The organism is Longimicrobium sp. (assembly GCA_036377595.1).
GTDB lineage: Bacteria > Gemmatimonadota > Gemmatimonadetes > Longimicrobiales > Longimicrobiaceae > Longimicrobium.
The window spans coordinates 212899-235426 of sequence record DASUYB010000089.1; the positions used below are offsets into that span (position 1 = coordinate 212899).

Below are 22528 nucleotides of genomic sequence, written 5' to 3' on the forward strand. Positions count from 1 at the left end.
GCCTGCGTAGCATCCGCATACCTGCCGCTCGATTCTTTTCCAACCATGCGCCGCACCCTCCTCCTGGCCGCCATCGCGGCCGCGTTCGCCGCGCCGTCCGCCGCGGCGCAGCACTGCTGGCCGACCGGCATCGCGCTGCTGGTGCGCGACGCGCAGGGCGCCATCATCGACCCGCGTCCGCTGGTGGACGGCATGCAGTACTCTCCGCAGCGAGGAGAGACCGAGGGCTTCTCCGACTTCAGGGTGCGCGCGGCGCTGATCGATCCCGAGGAGACCAACAACTTCGACCGCGCGGGGGGCACGCCGGTGATCATCTGGTACGGCCAGGGCGACTGCCGGGTGGACATGCGCGAGGTGGTGCTCCGCCGCGGGCCGACGGTGATGCGACTGTGGATGGACCTGCACGTGGACTCCGACGCGCGCCCCGGCCCGTCGGACTTCCTGCTGGAGACGCCACCCTTCGCATCCGGCACCTGGCGGCTGGACGTCTGCTCGCTTCCCGAGGGCGTGCTCCACCACTACACGCCCATCCCGACCCGCTGGGTGCGCGTCTCCGCCTTGGGCGATCCGGGGACACCCTGGCAGCCGCCGCAGGGCTGCGGCGCGGGGCGCTGAACGATGCGCCGCCTCCCGCTCTTTCCGCTGCCGACGGTGCTCCTCCCCGGGGCGCCGATGCCGCTGCACATCTTCGAGCCGCGCTACCGGCAGATGGTGGCGCACTGCGTGGAAGGCGACGAGCGCTTCGGCCTCGTCTACCACGACCCGGACCGCGAGGGGCCGTTCCACCCCGACGAGGAGCGCGTGGGCACCGTTGCGCGCATCATGAAGTACGATCCACTCCCCGACGGGCGGTCGATGATCCTCTGCAAGGGCGAGGAGCGGTTCGTCATCCGCGAGGGTGTGGAGGGCGGCGCGCCGTACTACGAGGCGGTGGTGATGCCGTACGACGACGAGGCCGCGCCCGATCCCCGGCTTCCCGCGCGGCGCCGCCAGTCCATCGCGCTCTTCCACCGCGTGCTGCGCGAGGCGATCGAGGCGCCGCCGCCGTATCCCCACGTCGACCCGGAGCGTGAGGTGGCGTTCCGCCTGGCGCAGACGGTGCGCATCGACCCGGCGTGGCTGCAGCGGCTGCTGGAGACGCGCGACGAGCGCGACCGCCTCGACCAGATCGACGACCTCCTCCGCTCCGTCCTGGAAGCCCACGCCCGCGGCGAATGGAGCCCGCAGGCGGAGGGCGACGAGTGATCCGTCCCGCCCGCGACCCTTCCGCGGTTCCAACCGTCCGTCCACTCTGCTAGATTGAGAGCCGACGCTCTCAACCCACACCGCCGGACCCGATGTCTTCGTCGCGACGCTCGTTCCTGCGCAACCTGGCGCTTTCCGCGGCCGCGCTCGCCATGCCGAAATCGCTCGACGCCTCGTCCGTGCTGGCCGCCATCGCCCCCGCGGACCGCGAGCGGCTGGCGGCGTGGCTGCGCACGCTGCAGCGCGACGGGCTGGCCTCGCCGCGGGCGCCGCTGGGACGCGCGGTGGCACGCGTCGGCGAGCTGGCGCTGGGCACGCCGTACAAGGCCTTCACGCTGAACGAATACCTCGCCGGCGGCGGCCCCGTCCCCGCGCACGAGCCGGTGACCGCGTACCTGACCGTGTTCGACTGCGTGACGCTGGTGGAGTCGACGCTCGCCGTCGCGCGGGCGTCGGCCACGCCGGGCGCGGGGTGGGACGACTTCGTGCGCGAGATCGAGCGGATGCGCTACCGCGGCGGCGCGCGGAGCGGATACGCGAGCCGGCTGCACTACTGGAGCGAGTGGATCTCCGACAACGCCGCGCGCGGGCTGGTGCGCGACCTTGGACCGGAGCTGGGTGCCGTGGAGGACCGGCGGCCGCTGCGGTTCATGACCACGCACCGCGCGTCGTACCCCGCGCTGCGCGACGACGCCGTGTTCGCCGACATCGCGGCGATGGAGCGGCGGCTGGACGCGCAGCCGCGGCACCTCGTGGCGAAGGAGCACATCCCCGCGGTGATGGACCGCATCCAGACGGGCGACGTGCTGGGCTTCGCCTGCTCCATCGAAGGGCTGGACTGCACGCACACGGGTCTCGCGTACCGCGACCGCGCGGGCGTCCTCCGCGTCCTGCACGCCCCGCTCTCCGGCGGCGAGGTGCAGATCAGCCGCGGCACGCTGCCGGAGTACGTCGCCGGGCTGCGCAGCGGCACCGGCATCCTCGTCGCCCGGCCGCTGCGGGGCTGAACCTCGCACGGAGGATGAAGATCGAGAGGGCGCATCCCCCGCGAATGCGCCCTCAAGTCGTACGGAATCTCCGATCAGCTGCCGTGGTGGAAGTGCGGAAGTGCGTGAGTGCGGAAGTGCGGCCCGACGCACTCACGCACTCACGCACTCACGCACTCACGCACGTGTCTTATGCGTCGCGCCGGGCGCGGACGGCGAGGTACCAGGGAGTCTTCATGAACTTCTCGTACTCCTCCGGGTTGGCGTGGCGAAACGCCTCCACGGGCTGCGGCTCGATCAGCCGCTCGACCACGAACCCGGCGCCGGCGAGCGCCTCGGTGATGGCCGTGAGCGGCCGGCGGTAGAAGGCCACCTTCCCGACCACGTCCCACGCGCTCTCCAGGCGCTCGGTGGCGAAGTAGTCCGGCGTCTGGTAAAGCATCCAGGTCATGAACGGGTGGTGGGTGGAAAAGACCAGGTGCCCGCCCGGCCGCAGGACGCGCGCGAGCTCGCGGAGCAGCACGTCCCAGTCCTGGACGTAGTGCAGGGCGAGCGGGCTGAGGACGAGCTCGAAGGCGGCGTCGGCGGCGAAGTCCAGCGGCTGCGCGAGATCTGCCTGAAGCACGTGCGCGCGGTCGCCCACGCGGGCGCGGGTCAGCTCCACGAAGCGCGGCGCCGCGTCGAAGGCGGTGACCTCCGCGCCCTGCGCCACCAGCTGCTCGGTGTACCACCCCGGGCCGCAGCCGGCGTCCAGCACGCGCGTTCCCGCCAGCGGGGGGAGGAGGGAAAGCACCGCCGGCCGCTCGTAGAAGGCGTTGAGCGGCCGGGTGTCGACCTCGGCGGCGTAGCGGTCGGCGATCTCCTGGTAGACGGGCCGCTCGGTCGTTGCGGCTCCCTGTTCGTCAAGCATCGGTCCCCCTTCCGGCGCCGGGGCGCCACGTCTGCATCTCCGTCGGTGCGGTCTCCGATCGATCCTGACTCACGCGTTCTCCCCGATCATTTGTTAAGGCGCCTCCTACGCGGTCCACTATCGGCTCGCCAGGAGGTGTGCCGCCGGTACTGGCGGCAAACTCGAAGCAGCTCACGCCGGCGCGGGCGTCCGGACCGACGTTGCCGCGTGGACGAAGGCGCGCGCCAGCGGCGGCGTGTGCGCCTGCAGCGCGGCGCGCTCGGGCTGGAAGAGCGTGGCGATGAAGAACGGGTGCCCGGGCAGCTCCAGCGCGCGCGGCGACCCGTCGGGATCGAACGCGGTGAAACGCATCCCGCCGCGCTCCAGCGCCTCGCGGTACTCCGGGTTCAGCCCGAAGCCGCACATGTACTCTTCCTCGATCTCCTCCACACCGTAGATCTCGCGGATCCTCGATCCCTCCTCCAGCCGCACGCGCCCCGCCTCGCCGCGCAGCGCGCATGCCAGCGGCGTGACAACCAGCGTCCCGCCATCGGGATGTGTCTCCGCGTGGTCCGCATCCCCCAACCCGCAGACGTCGCGCGCGAACTCGATGGCCGCGTGCTGGAAGCCGGCGCAGGTGCCCAGGAACGGCATCCCGCGCACGCGGGCGCGGCGGATGGCGGCCAGCGCGCCCTCCATGCTGCGGTACGGCGACGCGGGAACCACCCAGATCGCGTCCACGTGGCCCAGCGCGCCCTCCTCGTCCGCGGCGGCCTCCTCGGTCGCCACCCACACCGCGTCGACGGTGCGGCCGAGCGAGAGCGCGGCCAGCCCCAGCGCCTTGGGGATGGCGCGGTGCGCCACGACGTCCGGGTCGTGGTCGCCGACCAGCGCGATGAACGTGGGCTCCATGGCCGGCCTCGGAGCTTGCGTGGCGGAGCTGTGGTGGGGTTCGGATCGAAAGATGATGCCCCGGCCGCCGCGGCGGAAGCCCCGGGGTCAGGCGCGGCCGATCTCCCTGGCCGCGGGCTCGGTGATGGCCGCGAGGCTGGAGAGGAGCATCCCCGCCATCATCCCGACGAAGGGGGAGGTGTAGAGGCCCGGGAAGTAGCTGCCCGCGCGGATGGCCAGCAGCGGGTGCGCGATCCCGTTCACCACGCCCGCGATGCCGAGGAACCAGAGCGGGAAGAGCGCGGCGCGGCGGCGGGCGAAGAGCGCGGGGACGCTCATCGTCCAGATGGCGAGCCAGAACACGTTGAAGAGGACGAAGAAGAGATCCGGCCACGGCGCGAGCCCCAGCAGCTCCGGGAAGCGCCGCGCGAAGCCCGTCTCCAGCTCCTCGCCGAAGTGCCCCGCCTGCAGCGCGATGGTAATGAAGGCGAGGCGCACGGCGTGGCGCAGCCGCGCCTCGTCCGCATCCGCGTAGCCGCGCGCGAGCGTCAGCACCAGCGCGATCACCGCGCCGATGGCCAGGCCGGAGGTGCCGATCACGATGCTGCGGAGTGATTCCATCTCCCTGCCACCGCCGAGGAAGGGCTACGAGCGCGACTCGGTCGAATCTACCGTCGCCCCCTCTCCCGCGCAGTACGACGCGGCCGTGCGCGCGAGGATGTCGGCGAGCCGGACATGGCTGTCGATGTCGGCCCACTCCTCCGTCTCGTGCGCGCCGGCGCCGCCGCCGCCGATCACCACCGTCTGCACGCCGGCCTTGCCGAGGAACGCGGCGTCCATCCAGAACGGGAAGCCGCGCGTCACCGGCTCGCTGCCCAGCACCTCGCCGGCGCAGCGGAGCACCGTCCGCACGATCGGCGCGTCCGCGGGCACCTCGAACGAGTCGCGGGTGAGCGTGGGACGGACCTCGGCGCGGAAGGTCGGGTCCTCCGCCGCCAGCGCGTCGGCGATGGCCTGCAGCTGGCCGACGACGAGTTGCTCCGTCTCGCCGGGCGTCATGCGGCGCTCGACGGTGAGGCGGCAGTGCGCGGCGTAGGTGCTGGCGCCGGTGCCGCCGTTCAGCACCGCCGCGTGCAGAGACGGAGGGCCGACCAGGGGATGAGGCTCGGAGGCGCGCAGCTCCTTCTCCAGCCGGTCGAGTTGGGCGAGAAAGCGACCCATGCGCATGTTGGCGTCGATGCCCAGGTCGAACTGGCTGCCGTGCGCGGCGCGGCCGAACGTCTCCACCTCGAGCCAGCAGAAGCCCTTGTGCGCCAGTCCGACGGCGAGCTCGGTGGGCTCGGTGACGATGGCGGCGTCGGCGGTCACGTGGCGCAGCACCTCCTGCATCCCGATGCTGGCCACCTCCTCGTCGGCCACGGCGGCGACCAGCACGTCGCCGGCGAGCCGCGCGCCGGCGTCGCGCAGCGCCTTGACCGCGGCGAGGGATGCGGCCAGGCCGCCCTTCATGTCGTACGTGCCGCGGCCGTACATCCGTCCGTCGCGCACCTCGGCGGAGAACGGATCGGGCATCTCCTCGACGCCGACGGTGTCGAGGTGCGCGTACAGCATCAGCGAGCGCCCGCCGCCGGTGCCGGGGAGCACGCCGACCACGCTGGCGCGCCCGGGCTCGGCCTCGAACCGCCGCGCCGTCATCCCCAGCCGCTCCATCTCCTTCCCCACCCACGTGGCGATCTCGGCCTCGTTGGTCGAGCCGTCGCTGAACGCGGGGTTGATGGAGTTGGTGCGGACCAGCCTGCGCAGCGTGTCGACGAAGTACTCGCGGTCGGCCTGCATCGCTCCTCCGGGGGGTGGAGATTCGCACGGGCGGGTAAACCCGCGGGCTGGAACATTGGGAAGCCTGCTGCGCAGGCTGCGGCCGCCGCAAGGGCGCGAGATCCCGATCGCCGCTGCAGTTCAAGCCCGCGCAGTTTGCGAGCTTCCCGATGTCAGTCCGCCCGGCCGCTGGTGACGATCAGCACGGCCGTCTTTCCCTCGAGCGATTCGGCCTCGGCCACGTGCGCGAGGGCGGCGAGCGGCGCGGCGGAGGTGAACTCGCACACCAGGCCGGCCTCGCGCGAGAGGGTGGCGCAGGCGCGGTCCGTCTCCTCGTCGGGAACGGCGAGCAGCGTGCCGCCGGCCGTATCGAGCTCGCGCAGCAGCCGCAGCGCGTTGCGCGGGTTCCGCACGGCGATGGAGGCGGCGCGGGTGCTCCCCTCCGCCCCGCCATCCTCGCCGGTCAGGCGGTGGACGAGCGGCTGCACACCCTCGGCCTGCGCGCCAACCAGCCGCGGCAGCGCGTCCGTGCGCCCGATCTCGCGCAGCTCGCGGAACCCCTTCCCCGCCGCGGAAAGCGTGCACCCGTCGCCGACGGGGGCGAGCACCAGGTCCGGCGCGCGCCATCCCAGCTGCTCGGCGATCTCGAATGCCACCGTCTTCTTCCCCTCCACGAGATAGGGGTTGAAGGCGCAGTTGCGCGAGTACCAGCCTTGCGTCCGCCCCTCCGCCTCGCTCTGGTCGTACGCGAAATCGTAGTCCCCCGCGGCGACGTGCACCGTGGCGCCGAAGCGCTGCAGCCACGCGAGCTGCTCGGAGCTCGCACGCGCGGGCACCCACACGTGCGCCCGCAGCCCCGCGTGCGCGCAGAACCCGGCGAGCGAGATGGCCGCGTTCCCCGCCGACGCGCAGAAGAGCGTGTCGCGCCCCGCCGCATCCGCCATCGCCAGCGCGATCGTCGTGGCGCGGTCCTTCAAGCAGCGCGTGGGGTTGGCCGTCTCGTCCTTGAGCCACAGCTCCTTCAGCCCGAAGCGCCGCGCCAGCCCCGGCGCGGAGACGAGCGGCGTCCCGCCCGCCGCCAGCACCGCGCGCTCCGGGCGGTCGACGGGGAGGAGCGGCGCGTAGCGGAACACGTCGCCGCGCACCGCGCCCGCGCCGTCGCCAGGGAAGGCGGCGACGGCGCCGTAGTCGTAGACCACCTCCAGCACGCCCGCGTCGATCCCGTCGCCGCGGTCGCACGCGGGGCAGAGATACGCGCCGACGTCGGGCGGATACGCCGCGCCGCACCGCAGGCAGCGCAGCTCGGCGACGTGGGCGAGAGGGGCAGAAGGCGAGGACATAAAGACGATCGTATACTGTATACAAGCTACCTGCAAGGGACGTGTGCGGGTGCGTCGGACGCGCGTTGAGACGGGCGGGTAAACCCGCGGCTGGAACATTGGGAAGCCTGCTGCGCAGGCTGCGGAGTCCGCTGTCGTGCGATGCCGCGGCCATTCGCGCCGCCGCATCGCCCGAGTGCAGTTGAAGCCTCGCGCGGTTTGCGAGGCTTTCCAATGTTCCAGCCGCGGCTTCAGCCGCCCGTCACGATGGTAGCGGCGATCACGTTCCCCCAGTTCCCCATCTCCGCCAAACGTTGTAACATCAGTCCGCCGCACGTTGAGCGCGGCTCACTCTCCCGCACATCTTCCGCCCCATGCGAAAGCCCCTCTCCCTGGCGGCCTGGATCGCCGTCGCCGCGCTCGGCGCCACGTCGCTCGCGCTCATCGCCCTGCACCGCGGCGAAACGATCAACGCGGCGTGGCTGGTGACCGCCGCCGTCTGCACCTACGCGGTGGCGTACCGCTTCTACTCGCGCTTCCTGGCGCGCCGCGTGTTCGGGCTCGACGACCGCCGCGCCACCCCCGCCGAGCGGCTGAACAACGGCGTCGACTTCGTCCCCACCAACCGCTGGGTGCTGTTCGGCCACCACTTCGCGGCCATCGCCGGCGCCGGCCCGCTTGTCGGACCGGTGCTCGCGGCGCAGTTCGGCTATCTCCCCGGCACCCTCTGGCTGATCGTCGGCGTCGTCCTGGCCGGCGCGGTGCAGGACTTCATCATCCTCTTCGCCAGCATGCGCAGGGACGGCAAGTCGCTGGGGCAGATGGCGCGCGAGGAGATCAACACCGTGACCGGCTTCACCGCGATGGTGGCCGTGCTGGCGATCATGGGGATCCTGCTGGCCGTCCTCGCCCTGATCGTGGTGAACGCGCTCAAGCACAGCCCGTGGGGGATGTTCACCATCGCCTGCACGGTGCCCATCGCGCTGCTGATGGGGTTCTGGATGCACACCTTCCGCCCCGGCAGGGTCGGCGAGGCGTCGGCCATCGGCGTGGTCCTCGTCCTCCTCGCCACCATCGGGGGGAAGTGGGTGGCCGAGAATCCCGCGCTCGCGGCGTTCTTCACGGTGGAGGGGAAGACGCTCGTCTGGCTGCTGATGGGGTACGGCTTCGTCGCCTCCGTCCTTCCCGTCTGGGTGCTCCTCTGCCCGCGCGACTACCTGTCGACCTTCCTGAAGATCGGGACGATCCTGGCGCTCGCGGCCGGCATCCTGATCACCCTGCCGACGATGCACATGCCCGCGCTCACGCAGTTCGTGGACGGCACCGGGCCCGTGTTCGCGGGGAAGCTCTTCCCCTTCGCCTTCATCACCGTGGCGTGCGGGGCCATCAGCGGCTTCCATGCGCTGGTCTCGTCGGGGACCACGCCGAAGATGCTGACGCGCGAGGGCGACGCGCGCATGGTGGGCTACGGCGCGATGCTGATGGAGAGCTTCGTGGGGGTGATGGCGATGGTGGCCGCGGGGATCCTGCAGCCCGGCGTGTACTTCGCCATCAACTCGCCCGCCGGCGTCGTCGGAGGGACGCTGGCCGAGGCGACGCGCACCATCGCCGCCTGGGGGTTCGTGGTGACGCCCGCCGACATGGAGGCGCTGGCGCGGCAGGTCGGCGAGCAGACGCTGCTCGCGCGGACCGGCGGCGCGCCGTCGCTGGCGGTGGGGATGGCGCAGATCTTCTCGGGCGTGTTCGGCGGCGGCGCGCTGGCGGCGGTGTGGTACCACTTCGCCATCATGTTCGAGGCGCTGTTCATCCTGACCACCATCGACACGGGGACGCGCGTCGGGCGCTTCATGCTGCAGGAGCTGCTCGGCCACGTGTGGAAGCCGCTGGGGCGCACCTCGTGGTACCCGTCGGTGGTGGTCTCCAGCGGGCTGATGGTGGCGTTCTGGGGATACTTCCTCTACCAGGGCGTGGTCGACCCGCTCGGGGGGATCAACTCGCTCTGGCCGCTGTTCGGCATCTCCAACCAGCTGCTGGCGGCCATCGCGCTGTGCGTGGGGACGACGGTGCTGATCAAGATGGGGAAGGCGCGCTACGCCTGGGTGACGCTGGCGCCGCTGGCCTGGCTGGCGACGGTGACGTTCACGGCGGGGTGGCAGAAGGTGTTCTCGGCCGACGCCAGGCTCGGCTTCATCGCCCACGCGCGGATGATCGAGGCGAAGCTGGCCGGCGGCGCCCTTCCCGCCGGCGCGAAGACCATCGCCGACGCGCAGCGGATGCTGTTCAACGACCGGATGGACGCCATCGTCGCGCTCGTGTTCATGGCCGTGGTGGTGATGGTGCTGGCCGCGTCGATCGCGCAGTGGGTCCTCATCCTCTCCCGCCGCCGCCCCGCGGTGATGACGGAGACCCCCTTCGTCGCCAGCGCCTTCGCGGGAGATTGAGACCGATCCGAAAAAGACTTGCCTCACACAGAGCAGCAGAGGCAGCAGAGAACTCACCTCTGCTGCCTCTGCTGCTCTGCGTGAGAAAAAAGATCGGCGGTCAGCGCACGGATGCATCGAGGACGCGCTCGACCAGGCCGCTGCCACGGCGGTCGAGGAGGAGATGGAACTCGCCCTCGGGCACGTCGTCGTACGGGAGCGGATCTTTGGCGGTGAGGTGGCGCAGCAGGATCGTCGGATCGTGCGCGAACGTGGCGACGCGGACGAGGGGATGCGAGGTGACGTCATCACCCGGGTCCTGCTCGGAGACGCGGCTCGGCTGGGGGGCCATCGCCAGCTCGTAGCGCATCATCTCGTAGTCCACCACCTCGCGCAGGTAGGGCGACGAGAGGCGGCCGCGCTCCAGCGCGCCGCGCACGAACGCCGCGAAGCGCTCCGCCTCGCGGCGCATGTTGCGGTCGGGGGCGTGCTCGGCCCAGAACTCGTCGGCCACGGCGCGCGCCTCGCCGCCCAGCAGGTGCAGCGCGCCGGGGAAGATCGTCGCCAGCGTGGTGATGCGGTTGTAGCGGTAGAGAGTGCAGTTCACCGCCATCCCGCGCTGCCCGGCGGCCGCGGCCAGGCGCCGGCGCTCGACGTCCGTCAGCTCGTATCCGGCCAGCGACGCGTCGGGATCGGCCGCCACGCGCCGGCAAAAGGCGAGCGACGCCGTCATCTCCGCCAGCGCGATCTGGAAGCCGCGGAGCGACATCAGGCCGCGCGGCGGTGGCGGCGCCAGACCTCGCGCGCGGTGCACAGCTCGCGGATCACCCCCTCCGCGCCCATCGCCGGGTACCACCCCTCGTGGAACTCGAAGGTGACGGCGCACAGGTTGGGACACGCCTCGACCACGTCCGGCAGCAGCTCCCACACTGCCTGGGCGACCGGGCCTGCGTGCGAGTCGGTGTACAGCCCCGCCAGCTCGCTCCCGCCCGCGATGTGCAGCTCCACCACCGCGGACAGGTCCAGCGCGAAGATGAACGCGCGCGGGTCGAAGCCGTGGTTCGTCGAATTCACGACGACGTTGTGCACGTCCAGCAGCAGCCCGCACCCGGTGCGCGCCGTCAGCGCGTTCAGGAACTCGGGCTCCGTCATCTCCTGCTCGGGGAGATCCACGTAGTACACGTTGTTCTCCAGCAGGAAGGGCACGGGGATGCGCGACTGCACGTACTCCACGCGCTCGATCATCATCTCCAGCACCTCGCGGTCGTACGGCACCGCCAGCGCCATGCTGGCCGACAGCTCGGTGTGCGCGTCCACGCCGGGGAGGCGGATGAAGGAGAGATGGTCGCTGTGCCACGGCATCCGGTACCGTTGCTGCCACCGCGCGAGCTGCTCCACGTGGCCCGTGTCGAGCGGGTCCGCGCTGCCGATCGACAACCCCACGCTGTGCCCGACGATCGTGAGCGCCTGGGCCGCGCGGTCGAGGATCTCCATCTGCGACTCGCTCTCCACGAAGCGCGCCGGGGCGGACGGGCCCTCGTCGCTCCACGCGCGGTCGGGGATGGTGGCCAGGTAGTCGAGCTCGGCCGCGTGGTCCGCCACGAACGCCTGCAGCGACGGGTTGTACAACACGCCCACGCCCAGCCGCGGCAGCGCGGCCAGCCGCCTGCGCGCGGCGATCGGGTCGGATGCGATGACGGTCATCTGCGGTGATGCGAAAGGAACGGATCGCCGCTCCCGGACCAGCCGTGGCCTGCCCGGGAGCGGCGGCTCGGTCACTCGGCCGAGGCGACCTCGACGATCTTCACGATCGGATCGTTCGGATCGGTGGGGCCAATGCCCGAGAGGCATGCCGGGCAGTACGTGGGGTCCTTCGGGTCGGTCGGCTCGAGGGTGGGGTAGCGCTCGATCGTATCGGCCATGTAGGCCTCCGTATGGGGTGTGGGTTCCGGGGGAGGAAAAAGCGACGGAGCCCGTCCCGGACCGGACTCCTTGTATCGGATGGTGCCACCGATGTCCACAAAGGCGCTGCACGAAGGCGCGGGGAAGCGCCGGAGATCGCACACGCGGCCCGCAATCATAACCCCGAAGTTCCGGTCCACGCAACGATGAAACGGCGGAAAACATCAGTGTTCATCCGGACCGCGCCGGTGGCGCCGGAATCGAAGCGCGGTCTCCACGGCGGAGCGGACGAGGTGGCCGCGGCTTGTGAAGCCGGGCGACGCGCGCGAATCTTCCACCCGCGCCCTGCCGTAATCTCCCCACTGTCGGAGACTCGAAACGCACGACGCGTCATGGACACCGCCTTCCCCGCCCCACGCACCCTTCGCCCGGACGAGCCGGTGCGCCACACGCGCACGGGCGCGGCCGTCTTCCGCGCCAAGGCCACGCTCTTCCAGCTCCGCCGCGCCGTCGCCGAAATGGGTGATGCGCCCCGGCGCCATCCCCGCGCCGGGGAGTTGCGGGACGCGCCGGTGCTCGGCGAGTCGGTGACCGCGCTGTGGACGGACGGCGGCGCGGCCGAGCGCCCGCTGGTCGCGGGGAAGGTGCACAACCTCCGCGTTGCGCTGCGGCGGCTGGACGGCGTGGTGGTGCCCGCGGGCGCGACCTTCTCGTTCTGGCGGCAGGTCGGCCGGGCGACGCGGCTGCGCGGGTTCGTGCGCGGGCGCGAGCTGCGCGAGGGGTGCCTGATCCCCACGGTCGGCGGCGGGCTGTGCCAGCTCTCCGGCGCGCTGTACGACGCCGCCCTGCAGGCCGGGTGCGAGATCGTGGAGCGGCACGCGCACACGCGCGGCGTTCCCGGGTCGCAGGCGGAGCGCGGGCGCGACGCCACCGTGTTCTGGAACTACGTGGACCTGCGCTTCCGCTCGCCGCGCCCGTTGCGCGTCGAGGCGCGGATGGATGCGGACACGCTCACCGTGCGCCTGCGCGGCCTCCCCGCCGGGGGCGAGGCGCGGACGCGAACGCCGGCGCGCGTACGCGTGCTGCGGGTGCTGGGAGGCGAACCGCGCAGCTGCGGGTCGTGCGGCCAGGACGAGTGCTTCCGCCACGACGACCGCCCGCGCGAGCCGGCCGGACGCGCCGCGCACCTGGTGGACGAGTGGTGGCCTGAGCTGGACCGCTATCTCGCCGGCGTCAGGAGACCGGGCGACGTGCTGGGGATTCCGCTGGACGGGCGGCGGTTCCGCAGGCCGGCGTATGCGTGGACCACGGACGGCGCCGCGCGCGTGCGGCAGAGCTGGCGGCAGACGCTGGCGCGGGCGTGGCGCTCGCGCCGGCTGGCGGCGCAGGGCGCGGCCCGGCAGCGCGCGCTGCTGGCGGCCGCGGCGGCGCTGGCGGAGAGCTACCTGCCGCTCCTGCGGTGGGACGTGACGCACGTCGTCGTCTCCCAGAACCTGCTCCCGTTCCTGTGGCGCGGCGGCCACCTGGGCGGGCGCACCTTCGACGTGCTGATGTCGTCGCCGCCAATGGCCGAGCTGCACGCGCGGCTCGACGCGGCGGCGCGGCTGCACCCCGGCAGCCCCACGCTGGCCGACTTCCGCGCGGACGAATCGCTCGTCCGCGACGAGGCCGAGGCGCTGGCGCACGCGCGCCGCGTCGTCACGCCGCACCGCGACGTGGCCGCGCTGTTCGGCGAGCGCGCCGAGGTGCTGGACTGGGTGATGCCGTCCCCGCGCACGACTCGACGGGGCGACGGCGGGCGCCCGCGCGTCGTCTTCCCCGGCCCGACCGCCGGCCGCAAGGGCGCGTACGAGCTGCGCGAGGCGCTCGCGGGGATGGAGGTGGAGCTGCGGGCGATGGGCTCGCGGCTGGAGGGTCCCGGCTTCTGGGACGGCGTGCGCCTGGCGGAGCCGGCGCCGCACTGGCTGGACGGGGCGGATCTCGTCGTGCTCCCCGCGTTCGTGGAGAACCGGCCGCGGCGGCTGCTCGAGGCGCTGGCGAGCGGCGTTCCCGTCGTCGCCACGGCGGCGTGCGGGCTGGGCGATGCGGAGGGACTCATCACCGTCGACGCGGGCGACGCCCCCGCGCTGCGCGGCGCGATCCAGCGCGTGCTCGACGCCCGGGTGGCGTCCGCGGCTGAGAGGGTGTCCCCGATTCCTGACACCCCTCGGGTGTCATCCTGAGAGAGGCGCTGCATCGAGCTCTCATCCGCACGAGCGCTGGGCGCCGACCGAAGGATCTGCTCGGCGCCGCGATGATCCCGGCTTCTCTCGACGGACTTCCGGCCCGCCCTGCAAGATCCTTCGGGCGCGCAGGCTTTGGGTAGAACGCGAGTCCGGTGCTCCGCGCCCTCAGGATGACATCCGGGAGGGGCCCACTGGGTCTGATCACGCTCTCCGAGGATCGTCCACGCGCGACATCATCCCCCCGCCACGCCTGCGCGGTTGCACGGCGGGTGGGGGGATGATCTATTGCGCACCTTCACCCCATCTCCCGCGTCGTCCCACTCTCGATCTCGCCCGGCATGAGGCACGCCTTCACCGCGCTGGACTGGGCCGTCCTGATGGCGTACCTGGTCGGCGTCACCGCGCTGGGCACGCTGCTGGGGCGGCGGCAGAAGGACGCGCGCGACTACTTCCTGGCCGACCGCTCCATCCCCTGGTGGGCCATCTGCTTCTCCGTCGTGGCCACGGAGACGAGCGCGCTGACCTTCATCAGCGTCCCCGCGACGGCGTACGGCAGCGACTTCTGGATGCTGCAGCTGGCTATCGGCTACGTGATCGGCCGCGTGGCCGTCTCCGCGCTCCTCCTTCCCGGCTACTTCCGCGGCGAGACGCTGACCGCGTACGCGCTGCTGGAGCGCCGCTTCGGCCCGGGGACGCGGCGCTTCGCCTCGGTCGTCTTCCTGGTCACCCGCGTGCTGGCGGACGGCGTGCGCGTGTTCGCCACCGCCATCCCCATCCGCCTGATCACCGGGCTCCCGTACTGGCAGGCGATCCTGCTGACGGGCCTCTTCACGGTGATCTACACCTGGTACGGCGGGCTGCGCGCCGTCGTCTGGGTCGACGTGGTGCAGCTGTTCGTCTACCTGCTCGGGGGGATCGCGGCGCTGTGGATCCTGGCGCGCCTGGTGCCGGGGGGATGGGGCGGGATCGTGGCCGCCGCGCCGGGGAAGATGCGCATCGTGCACCCGGAGGGGGGATTCGCGAGCCCGAGTTGGGTGCTGACGGGCGTCGTGGGCGGGACGTTCCTGTCGATGGCGTCGCACGGCGTCGACCACATCATCGTGCAGCGCCTGCTGGCCGCGCGCTCGCTGGGCGACGCGCGCAGGGCGCTGGTGACGAGCGGGGTGGTCGTCTTCCTCCAGTTCGCGCTCTTCCTCTGCGTGGGGACGGGGCTGTTCGTGTTCTATCGCGGGCGGGCGTTCGCCGCGCCGGACGAGATCTTCCCCACCTTCATCGTCGAGCAGTTGCCGCCGGGGGTGACGGGGCTGGTGATCGCCGCGATCCTGGCGGCAGCGATGAGCACCATCGCCAGCTCGCTGAACTCGTTGGCCAGCGCGGCCACGCACGACCTGTACGCCCCGCTCACCGGCCGGACGGACGAGACGCACCTGATGCGCGTGGGGCGCACGCTGACGCTGGTGTGGGGCGCGGTGCTGGTGGGCGCGGCGATGCTGTTCCAGTTCGCGCGGCAGGGCACGCCGGTGGTGGTGATCGCGCTGCAGATCGCCAGCTTCACCTACGGCGGGCTGCTGGGCGGGTTCCTGCTGGGGCTGGTTTCGAAGCGCGCGGGGCCGCGCGACGCGGTCGCGGGCATGGCGGTTGCCATCGCGCTGATGGCCGCGCTCTGGGCCGCCCAGCAGTTCGGCGCCATGCCGAAGGTGATCGACAGCCTGTGGTTCGCGCTGCTGGGCTCGGCGGTGACAGTGGGCGTGGGGTGCGCGCTGGCGGCGGTGCGGCGGCCGGTTTTGCGGGGCGAATGAATTCGCTGCGACAACCACACGAAGTCCGCCTTCGCGGACTACCGGCTGCGGCTTGGACGAGGCGGCGGCGCGCGCGACGGGCATCACGCCGGAGACACACGCAGATCCAGCAGTTGCTGTTTCTTCCTTCAAGAACCTAGAGACGAGAACGGACGGGCGCGGTGGATCCGATCCTGTTGCTGAAGGCGGCGGTGATGGGGCTGGTGGAGGGGGCCACGGAGTTCATCCCCGTGTCGTCCACCGGGCACCTGATCATCGCGGGCGACCTGCTGGGCTTCGACCGGTGGCACGGGGCGGAGACCTTCGAGATCTTCATCCAGCTGGGGGCCATCCTGGCGGTGGTGTGGCTGTACCGCGCCAAGATCTTCGGCGTGGTGCGCACCGCCCCGCGCGACGAGCGCTCGCGGCGGCTGATCCTGAACCTGGTCATCGCCTTCCTGCCGGCGGCGATCGTCGGCTTCCTGGCGCACGACTTCATCAAGGACAGGCTCTTCAACCCCGTCACCGTCGCGATCGCGCTGGTGGTGGGCGGCTTCGTCATCCTGGCGATCGAGGCGTGGCACCGGCGCGTCGTCACCGAGACGGTGGACGACGTGCGGCCTCGCGAGGCGCTGGGGGTGGGGCTGGCGCAGCTGCTGTCTCTGATCCCCGGCACGTCGCGCTCGGGGGCCACCATCATGGGCGGCGTGAGCCTGGGACTGAGCCGCGTGGCGGCGACGGAGTTCAGCTTCTTCCTGGCGATCCCCGTGATGTTCGCGGCCACGCTCTACGACCTGTGGAAGAGCCGTGACCTGCTCTCCGGCGCGGACCTGCCGGTGTTCGCGGTGGGCTTCGTCGTCTCGTTCGTCTCCGCGCTGCTGGTGATCCGCTGGCTGCTGCGCTTCGTGGCGCACCACGACTTCCGCGGTTTCGCATGGTACCGCATCGTCTTCGGCCTCCTCCTGCTCGGCTTCTACTGGGCGACGATGCGCGGATAACAGATGGTCTCACGCAGAGTTAGCAGGGTGTAGCAGTGATACTGACCGCTAACTCTGCCAACCCTGCGTGACAAAATTTTTTCTCGATTTCGGGGTTCGGAACGTGTGTTTTTGATGTATATTTCTCTGTGCTTTCATCGTCTTTCATCCGCCGGAGCATGCCATGCGTACAGAAGGCGCGTACTCGGAGCTTGCTGATTTCCTCGCCGCCAACATCGCGCCGGACACGCTGATCGCATTCCGCCCATCCGGGAACACGCGCCGCCGGGTCGTCGACCTCGTCGAGCGCGAAAAGACCTCGGGTCTGTCCCGCGCAGAACGGTCGGAGCTCGACCACTTCCTCTCGATCGAACACCTCATGCGCTTGGCAAAGGCGCGCGCACGTCTGGCGGAGTGAATTATCGGCTGCCGCAATTGATTGTGCATTCCGGCCGGATGTCATTCCGAGCGGCGCCGCTGCTCCGAATCTTCGATCGCGCGGATGCCGGGCGGCGCCCGAGGAATCTGTGGCATACGTCCGAGCGACAGGCGGCCTGTGGCTCAGGAGCCGGCCACAGATTCCTCAGGCGCCACGGCTTCGGCATGGAAGACAGGTCAGCGCGGCGCCTTCGGAATGACATTCCTTCCGGCAATGCGCAGTTGATCCGGAGATTCAGTGTGACAGATCTCCACTCTTGCGTGTGAATGCATCAGAGCGCCCCGGAACGCCTGGTTCCGCGGCGCTCCCGATTTTTGCGTGGCTTGGCGGCGAATCTCGCCTCATATCCCCAGCACCACCTCGCCGGAGGCACGGGTGATCCACGGACGGAGCAGGCTCGGCATGATCGCGGCGGGCGCGCTCGGGTGCGCGCTGGCGGCCGGTCCGGCGCTCGCTCAGGCGGGCGTGGCGCGCGCGGAGCAGGGGGTCACGGCGGAGCGGCTGCTGCAGCACGTGCGCGTGCTGGCCTCGGACCGCTTCGGCGGGCGCGGGCCGGGGACGTTCGGCGAGGACTCGACCGTCGCCTACCTGGCCGACCAGCTCCGGCGGATGGGGCTGCAGCCGGGGAACGCGGGGAGCTTCTTCCAGACCGTGCCACTGGTCGGCACCATCAGCCAGGTGACCGCGTCGGTAGCCGTGCGCGGCCAGCGGCAGGAGCTGAGGCAGCCGGATGACTATGTCGCCTGGTCGATGCGGCCGAATGCGGAAGTGCGCGTCGACGACAGCGAGCTCGTGTTCGTGGGCTACGGGGTGGTGGCGCCGGAGTTCGGGTGGGACGACTTCAAGGGCGTGGACGTGCGCGGCAAGACGGTGGTGATGCTGGTCGGTGACCCGCCCATCCCCGATCCGCGCGACCCGGCGAGGCTGGACCCGCGCGTCTTCCGCGGTCCCGCGATGACGTACTACGGGCGCTGGACCTACAAGTACGAGACGGCGGCGGCGCGCGGCGCGGCGGCGTGCATCATCGTCCACCAGACGGGGCCGGCGGGATACGCGTGGGGCGTCGTGGCGTCGAACACCGGCCGCGAGCGCTTCGACATCCAGGGCGCGGGCGCGCAGCACATCCCCGTGGAGGGGTGGATCCAGCTCGATGTTGCGAAGCGGCTGTTCTCCGCCGCGGGGCAGGACTTCGACGCGCTGGAGCGCGCGGCCGCCACGCGCGCGTTCCGCCCGGTCTCGCTCGGCGCGACGGCCAGCTTCGTGGTGCGCAATGCCGTACGCGAGGTGCGGTCGCGCAACGTCGTGGCGCGGCTCGACGGGCGCGACCCGGCGGCGCGCAGCCAGTACGTCCTCTACACCGCGCACTGGGACCACTTCGGGATCGGCCGCACCATCAACGGCGACTCGATCTACAACGGCGCGCTGGACAACGCCGCCGGACTGGCGTGGCTGCTGGAGACGGCGCGCGCCTACCGTGCGCTGCCGACCGCGCCGCGGCGGAGCATCGTCTTCCTCGCCGTCACCGCGGAGGAGCAGGGGCTGCTGGGCGCGCGCTGGTACGCGGCGCATCCCATCTACCCGCTGGCGCGCACGCTGGCGGACATCAACATGGACATCCCCAACCCGTGGGGCCGCACCCGCTCGATCGTCAGCGTGAGCCACGGCCAGACGACGCTGGAGGGGATCCTCGCGCGCGAGGCGGCGCGCGTGGGGCGGCGGGTCGTGCCCGATCCGGAGCCGGAGAAGGGCTACTTCTACCGCTCGGACCACTTCGAGCTGTCGCGGCAGGGGGTGCCCGCGCTGGCGTTCCTCTTCCCCGGCACGGACTACATCGGCCGGCCGGCGGACTACGGCACCCGCGTCCGCGCCAACTACGTCGCCAACGATTACCACAAGCCGACGGACGAGGTGAAGCCCGACTGGGACCTCGCGGGGATGGTGGACGACACGCGCCTCCTCTTCCGCGTGGGGATCGACGTGGCGAACGGGACGACGTGGCCGCAGTGGAACCCCGGCACCGAGTTCCGCGCCGCCCGCGAGCGGATGCTCCATCCCCGCAACTGCGGCAACTGCGATTAAAGACTGGTCTCACGCAGAGGAGCAGAGGCAGCGGAGAACTGAACGCAGTTCCTCTGCTGCCTCTGCTCCTCTGCGTGAGCTCCTTCTGTTCAGCAGATCACGTCACTGCACCGGCGCGGCGTTGTTCGCGCGGTTGTAGTCGATCAGCACCCACTTTGGATCGAGCATCACCGTCGCGGGCTTCGCGGCGGTCGTCACCGTCACGGTCTGGCGGCGGTCGCGCGAGGTCAGGCGCTGGGTGGCGCCGCCCACCTGGAGGTCGACCGGCATCCACGCCTCGCCGGCGCGCTGCACGGTGACGGTGGTGCTCCATCTCCCATCACCCAGCTGGCGCGCGCGGGCTTCGGCGACGGAATAGTCGAGCTTGTCGGTGCGGCGGATCCACTGGTCCCAGAACCAGCCCAGCTGCTGCCCGCTCACCTGCTCCGCCACCTGCCGGAAGTCCTCGCCCGTCACGTGGCGGAACTGGTAGCGCCGCGCGTACTCGCGCAGCACGCGCTCGAACACCGGCGTCCCGAGATGCTCGCGCAGCATGCGGAAGACGGCCGACGGCTTGGTGTAGGTCATCAGGTTGTACATCCGGAAGCTGCGGAACGCCTCGGCGGGGAGCGCGATGGCCTGCGTGCTGTCGCCGCGCTCGACCTGCTCCAGCGTCTGCATCGTCCCGCGCCAAACGTTGGTCGTGTCGCCCGTCCGGCGGTTCTTCTCCTCCGTGTACCAGCTGGTCATGAACGAGGTGAAGCCCTCGTCCAGCCATCCCTCCTTCCACTCGTTGTTCCCCAGGATCCCGTGCAGCCACTGGTGCGTGGTCTCGTGCACGATCAGCCCCTCGGCGGCGCTGCCGTCCATCACCACCATGGGGAACTCGGTGCCGCCGCTCTCGATGCGGTGGAGGTTCGTCAGCTGCGGCCACGGGTACTGCGAGAGCTTCGACTGCAGCCACACCAGCGCGTCGTACGTCCGCCGCGACGCCTGGTTGTTGGCCCACGACGTGTCCTCGGGGAGATAGAGGACGTGGATGGTGGGGAGCCCGCGCGCCACGGAGTCGGCGTCGCTGACCACCGCGCGCTCCACGATGTCGTGGCGGTAGCGGGGATCGATGGACCAGGCGAAGTGGTGCACGTTCTCGGCGTGGAAGCGCACCAGCTTGCGCCCCGCCGCCACCGGCTCGGTGACGAGGCCGAGCGCGCCGCCGCCGCGGTTGTAGAAGCGCTTCTCGAAGTCCGTCACCGTGTAGCCCGGATCGCCCGCCACCGCCACGCCCGTGGCGCCGATCACCTGGTCGGCGGCGACGTCGAGGGTGACGTCGTACGTCGCGTACTCGCCGTAGAACTCGCCCTGCGGCAGCAGCGGGTGCGCCTCCCATCCCCAGCGGTCGTACACGGCGATGCGCGGGTACCACTGCGCGAAGTCGTAGTGCCGCCCCGCCCTCCCCTGCCGGCGGGGAAGCGTCGCCAGCCGCGCGTCCCAGTCCATCCGCAGCTCCGCCGTCGCGCCCGGCGGCAGCCGCGCGGGGAGCGGGATGGCGGCGACGGTGGAGTCGGGCGAGAGCGGGTAGACGGGGCGCACCGCGCGGCCGTCGACGGTGACCGAGGTGAAGCGCTCGTAGGCGTGGTCGTTGGGCCCCAGCGCCTGGAAGCGGTCGACCCCCTGCTCCAGCTCGCGCCGCGCCCACGCGCTGTTGGGGCGGAAGGCGTTCAGGTGCTGGTGGAGATAGATGGTGTCGAGCGCGCGCGGGGCGTGGTTGGTGTAGCGCAGCCGCGCGCGGCCGTGCAGCACCGACGTCTGCTCGTCGAGCCGCGCCTCGATGCGGTACTGCACGCCCTGCTGGAAGGCGCCGGCGCCCTGCGCGGGCGCGGCGAGCGGAACGAGGAGGGCCGCGGCGGCCGCGGCGGTCACGCTGAGTCTCATCCACACCTGCAGGGGTTGGGGTCCGGCGCCAACATCGCCCGGCGCGCGGCGGAGTGCAAGGCGCCGCGGCGCGCCGTGTGCGTAGCGGGCGTGCCGGACCGCGGAACCGACGGGAGGCGGCGTGGCGACGAAGACCGTGGCGATGGACGACCCTCGCGAAGCGAAGCGCACCGCGCTGGTGCGGCGGCTGGACACGCTGGCGTACCTGCTCGACAACTCCATCCCTATCCCCGGCACGGGCACGCGCGTGGGGCTCGACGCGGTGATCGGGCTGATCCCCGGCATCGGCGACGCGGCGGGCGCCATCCTGTCGGGCTACATCGTGCTCGAGGCGGCGCGGCTCGGCGCCGGCTTCGCGGTGATCCTGCGGATGCTGCTGAACGTGGGGATCGAGACGGTGGTGGGCGCCATCCCGCTCCTCGGCGACCTGTTCGACGCGGGATGGAAGGCCAACGAGCGCAACCTCCGCCTGCTGCACCGGGCCATCGACGCGCCCGGGGCGGCGCGGCGGACGAGCTGGCTGTTCGTGGGCTTCGTGCTGCTGGTGATCCTGGGGATGCTGGCGGGGGTGGCGTGGGTGGTGTGGTGGCTGCTGACGCACTTCACCCAGCCCGCGACGTGGTAGGCCAACTGCCCGCGGGGTGACGGCGATCCAGAGCAGACCGCGCGCTTCGACGGCAGGGATTCGGCGGATCACGTCCCATATGTCTCACACAATCCGCCATTGATTGTGCAAACCTTATCATCTCTTTCTCCAACTTTAAGCTCATAAGCAACAGCGCCAATCCGGTAAACATATGGTTGACAAGAATCCATCTCCGCTCTTATACTGCCTTTCCAGTTACGCACGTCGGTAGCTGTCGCCTGCCTTGCCAGCACACGCCGGCCGGGCCGGAGTGCGCAACGATGCCCATCTCCGGGCGTGACCGGCGTGCATCACCCCCGTACCCACCCTACGAGGAGGCACACATGCGGAGACAGTTCCTGCTGGCGTCCGTCGCGACGCTGGCGCTCGCCGGCTGCGCCGACGGGCCGACGGCCGCCGTCCAGACGGAGACCCCGGATGCGCCGAAGTCCGCGCCGTCGTTCTACGCGTCGGGCGACCGCTTCGGCATCTTCGACGGGATCACGCCCGCCAGCACGCTCGACGCCTCGCCCGGCTGGGAGGTCGGCACCCGCTTCTACGTCACCGCGCCCGGGTGCGTGGTGCAGCTGCGCTTCTACCGGGCCGCGGGCGAGACGGGGACCAACACCGTCAAGCTCTGGTCGAACTCGGGCCAGCTCCTCGCCTCGCAGACGTTCAGCGGCGCCACCACCGGGTGGAACTACGTGGAGTTGCGCAACCACGGCATCGGCCCGTACTACGACTTCAGCGTCTGCCTCCAGACGAACACGTGGTACCGCGTGTCGGTGAACACCAACACGAAGCAGGTGAAGACCTTCGGCTATCTCGACAGTGGCCCCATCGTCCGTGGGCCCCTCGTGGCCGACGCGGGCTTCTACGGCCAGCCCACCGGCAGCATGCCCACCACCCAGACGGGCAGCATCTTCTTCGTGGACGTGGTGTTCGAGGCGGACTAGCCGCTCGCGCGGACCGGCGCGGACGGAAAACGCCCCGCGGGACTCAGGTCCCGCGGGGCGCCGCCGTCTGG

At 71.3% G+C, this 22528-nt stretch carries 20 protein-coding genes; 11 read left to right on the top strand and 9 right to left on the bottom strand.

The window, feature by feature from the left end:
• Positions 1-45: 45 nt before the first annotated feature.
• From VF092_13675 to VF092_13685, 3 genes are all read left to right on the top strand, one after another.
• Positions 46-615, top strand: a complete 570-nt coding sequence (locus VF092_13675) for a hypothetical protein (GenBank protein ID HEX6748340.1) — start codon at positions 46-48, stop codon at positions 613-615.
• A 3-nt stretch (positions 616-618) separates the two neighbouring features.
• The gene (locus VF092_13680) at positions 619-1245 is read left to right on the top strand and encodes an LON peptidase substrate-binding domain-containing protein (protein ID HEX6748341.1); all 627 of its coding nucleotides are present in this window, start codon (positions 619-621) and stop codon (positions 1243-1245) included.
• A 92-nt stretch (positions 1246-1337) separates the two neighbouring features.
• Complete coding sequence (locus VF092_13685) at positions 1338-2252, top strand: N-acetylmuramoyl-L-alanine amidase-like domain-containing protein (GenBank protein ID HEX6748342.1); 915 nt, start codon at positions 1338-1340, stop codon at positions 2250-2252.
• Positions 2253-2421: 169 nt separating this feature from the next.
• Here the strand turns inward: VF092_13685 and VF092_13690 are convergent, their stop codons facing one another.
• The 5 genes from VF092_13690 to VF092_13710 form a co-directional block, all read right to left on the bottom strand.
• Positions 2422-3141, bottom strand: coding sequence for a methyltransferase domain-containing protein (locus VF092_13690; protein HEX6748343.1), 720 nt, complete (start codon positions 3139-3141; stop codon positions 2422-2424).
• A 171-nt stretch (positions 3142-3312) separates the two neighbouring features.
• Positions 3313-4032, bottom strand: coding sequence for a hypothetical protein (locus VF092_13695; GenBank protein ID HEX6748344.1), 720 nt, complete (start codon positions 4030-4032; stop codon positions 3313-3315).
• Between the two features lie 87 nt (positions 4033-4119).
• Positions 4120-4632, bottom strand: a complete 513-nt coding sequence (locus tag VF092_13700; protein ID HEX6748345.1) for a hypothetical protein — start codon at positions 4630-4632, stop codon at positions 4120-4122.
• 24 nt (positions 4633-4656) lie between these two features.
• A complete protein-coding gene (locus VF092_13705) occupies positions 4657-5847 on the bottom strand; it encodes an ArgE/DapE family deacylase (GenBank protein ID HEX6748346.1) in 1191 nt (396 codons plus the stop codon).
• Between the two features lie 152 nt (positions 5848-5999).
• Positions 6000-7166, bottom strand: a complete 1167-nt coding sequence (locus tag VF092_13710; protein ID HEX6748347.1) for a pyridoxal-phosphate dependent enzyme — start codon at positions 7164-7166, stop codon at positions 6000-6002.
• Positions 7167-7519: 353 nt separating this feature from the next.
• On the opposite strand from VF092_13710, the gene VF092_13715 reads away from it, so the two are divergent.
• Complete coding sequence (locus VF092_13715) at positions 7520-9586, top strand: carbon starvation CstA family protein (protein ID HEX6748348.1); 2067 nt, start codon at positions 7520-7522, stop codon at positions 9584-9586.
• Positions 9587-9686: 100 nt separating this feature from the next.
• Here the strand turns inward: VF092_13715 and VF092_13720 are convergent, their stop codons facing one another.
• The 3 genes from VF092_13720 to VF092_13730 all read right to left on the bottom strand — a co-directional run bounded on the left by VF092_13720 (position 9687) and on the right by VF092_13730 (position 11487).
• Entirely contained in the window at positions 9687-10334 is a 648-nt protein-coding gene (locus VF092_13720) for a hypothetical protein (protein HEX6748349.1), read from the bottom strand.
• The gene (locus tag VF092_13725; protein ID HEX6748350.1) at positions 10334-11269 is read right to left on the bottom strand and encodes a DUF692 domain-containing protein; all 936 of its coding nucleotides are present in this window, start codon (positions 11267-11269) and stop codon (positions 10334-10336) included. The genes VF092_13720 and VF092_13725 overlap by 1 nt, the downstream gene beginning before the upstream one ends.
• A gap of 71 nt (positions 11270-11340) precedes the next feature.
• Entirely contained in the window at positions 11341-11487 is a 147-nt protein-coding gene (locus tag VF092_13730; protein HEX6748351.1) for a hypothetical protein, read from the bottom strand.
• A gap of 372 nt (positions 11488-11859) precedes the next feature.
• On the opposite strand from VF092_13730, the gene VF092_13735 reads away from it, so the two are divergent.
• From VF092_13735 to VF092_13755, 5 genes are all read left to right on the top strand, one after another.
• Positions 11860-13689 (top strand): VanW family protein, encoded by a 1830-nt coding sequence (locus tag VF092_13735; GenBank protein ID HEX6748352.1) that lies wholly within the window; start codon positions 11860-11862, stop codon positions 13687-13689.
• Between the two features lie 341 nt (positions 13690-14030).
• Positions 14031-15491, top strand: coding sequence for a sodium:solute symporter (locus VF092_13740; protein ID HEX6748353.1), 1461 nt, complete (start codon positions 14031-14033; stop codon positions 15489-15491).
• A gap of 161 nt (positions 15492-15652) precedes the next feature.
• Complete coding sequence (locus tag VF092_13745) at positions 15653-16468, top strand: undecaprenyl-diphosphate phosphatase (GenBank protein HEX6748354.1); 816 nt, start codon at positions 15653-15655, stop codon at positions 16466-16468.
• 163 nt (positions 16469-16631) lie between these two features.
• On the top strand, positions 16632-16865 hold the full coding sequence (locus VF092_13750; protein HEX6748355.1) for a hypothetical protein: 234 nt from the start codon (positions 16632-16634) through the stop codon (positions 16863-16865).
• Positions 16866-17288: 423 nt separating this feature from the next.
• On the top strand, positions 17289-18965 hold the full coding sequence (locus VF092_13755; GenBank protein ID HEX6748356.1) for a M28 family peptidase: 1677 nt from the start codon (positions 17289-17291) through the stop codon (positions 18963-18965).
• A gap of 102 nt (positions 18966-19067) precedes the next feature.
• Here the strand turns inward: VF092_13755 and VF092_13760 are convergent, their stop codons facing one another.
• Entirely contained in the window at positions 19068-20876 is a 1809-nt protein-coding gene (locus VF092_13760; GenBank protein ID HEX6748357.1) for a M1 family metallopeptidase, read from the bottom strand.
• A 121-nt stretch (positions 20877-20997) separates the two neighbouring features.
• On the opposite strand from VF092_13760, the gene VF092_13765 reads away from it, so the two are divergent.
• Both VF092_13765 and VF092_13770 read left to right on the top strand, forming a co-directional pair.
• A complete protein-coding gene (locus VF092_13765; protein HEX6748358.1) occupies positions 20998-21501 on the top strand; it encodes a DUF4112 domain-containing protein in 504 nt (167 codons plus the stop codon).
• 344 nt (positions 21502-21845) lie between these two features.
• Positions 21846-22457: a DUF4082 domain-containing protein gene (locus VF092_13770; protein ID HEX6748359.1), complete on the top strand. Its 612-nt coding sequence runs from the start codon at positions 21846-21848 to the stop codon at positions 22455-22457.
• The last annotated feature ends 71 nt before the right edge of the window (positions 22458-22528 follow it).

What these genes read in the sequence shown, in the direction of transcription:
- VF092_13690 (HEX6748343.1), bottom strand. Translation starts at nt 3,141, where the DNA reads ATGCTTGACGAACAGGGAGCCGCAACGACCGAGCGGCCCGTCTACCAG.
- VF092_13750 (HEX6748355.1), top strand. Translation starts at nt 16,632, where the DNA reads ATGCGTACAGAAGGCGCGTACTCGGAGCTTGCTGATTTCCTCGCCGCC.
- VF092_13740 (HEX6748353.1), top strand. Translation starts at nt 14,031, where the DNA reads ATGAGGCACGCCTTCACCGCGCTGGACTGGGCCGTCCTGATGGCGTAC.
- VF092_13675 (HEX6748340.1), top strand. Translation starts at nt 46, where the DNA reads ATGCGCCGCACCCTCCTCCTGGCCGCCATCGCGGCCGCGTTCGCCGCG.
- VF092_13680 (HEX6748341.1), top strand. Translation starts at nt 619, where the DNA reads ATGCGCCGCCTCCCGCTCTTTCCGCTGCCGACGGTGCTCCTCCCCGGG.
- VF092_13720 (HEX6748349.1), bottom strand. Translation starts at nt 10,334, where the DNA reads ATGTCGCTCCGCGGCTTCCAGATCGCGCTGGCGGAGATGACGGCGTCG.
- VF092_13725 (HEX6748350.1), bottom strand. Translation starts at nt 11,269, where the DNA reads ATGACCGTCATCGCATCCGACCCGATCGCCGCGCGCAGGCGGCTGGCC.
- VF092_13715 (HEX6748348.1), top strand. Translation starts at nt 7,520, where the DNA reads ATGCGAAAGCCCCTCTCCCTGGCGGCCTGGATCGCCGTCGCCGCGCTC.
- VF092_13760 (HEX6748357.1), bottom strand. Translation starts at nt 20,876, where the DNA reads ATGAGACTCAGCGTGACCGCCGCGGCCGCCGCGGCCCTCCTCGTTCCG.
- VF092_13685 (HEX6748342.1), top strand. Translation starts at nt 1,338, where the DNA reads ATGTCTTCGTCGCGACGCTCGTTCCTGCGCAACCTGGCGCTTTCCGCG.
- VF092_13735 (HEX6748352.1), top strand. Translation starts at nt 11,860, where the DNA reads ATGGACACCGCCTTCCCCGCCCCACGCACCCTTCGCCCGGACGAGCCG.
- VF092_13730 (HEX6748351.1), bottom strand. Translation starts at nt 11,487, where the DNA reads ATGGCCGATACGATCGAGCGCTACCCCACCCTCGAGCCGACCGACCCG.
- VF092_13755 (HEX6748356.1), top strand. Translation starts at nt 17,289, where the DNA reads ATGATCGCGGCGGGCGCGCTCGGGTGCGCGCTGGCGGCCGGTCCGGCG.
- VF092_13705 (HEX6748346.1), bottom strand. Translation starts at nt 5,847, where the DNA reads ATGCAGGCCGACCGCGAGTACTTCGTCGACACGCTGCGCAGGCTGGTC.
- VF092_13710 (HEX6748347.1), bottom strand. Translation starts at nt 7,166, where the DNA reads ATGTCCTCGCCTTCTGCCCCTCTCGCCCACGTCGCCGAGCTGCGCTGC.
- VF092_13700 (HEX6748345.1), bottom strand. Translation starts at nt 4,632, where the DNA reads ATGGAATCACTCCGCAGCATCGTGATCGGCACCTCCGGCCTGGCCATC.
- VF092_13770 (HEX6748359.1), top strand. Translation starts at nt 21,846, where the DNA reads ATGCGGAGACAGTTCCTGCTGGCGTCCGTCGCGACGCTGGCGCTCGCC.
- VF092_13695 (HEX6748344.1), bottom strand. Translation starts at nt 4,032, where the DNA reads ATGGAGCCCACGTTCATCGCGCTGGTCGGCGACCACGACCCGGACGTC.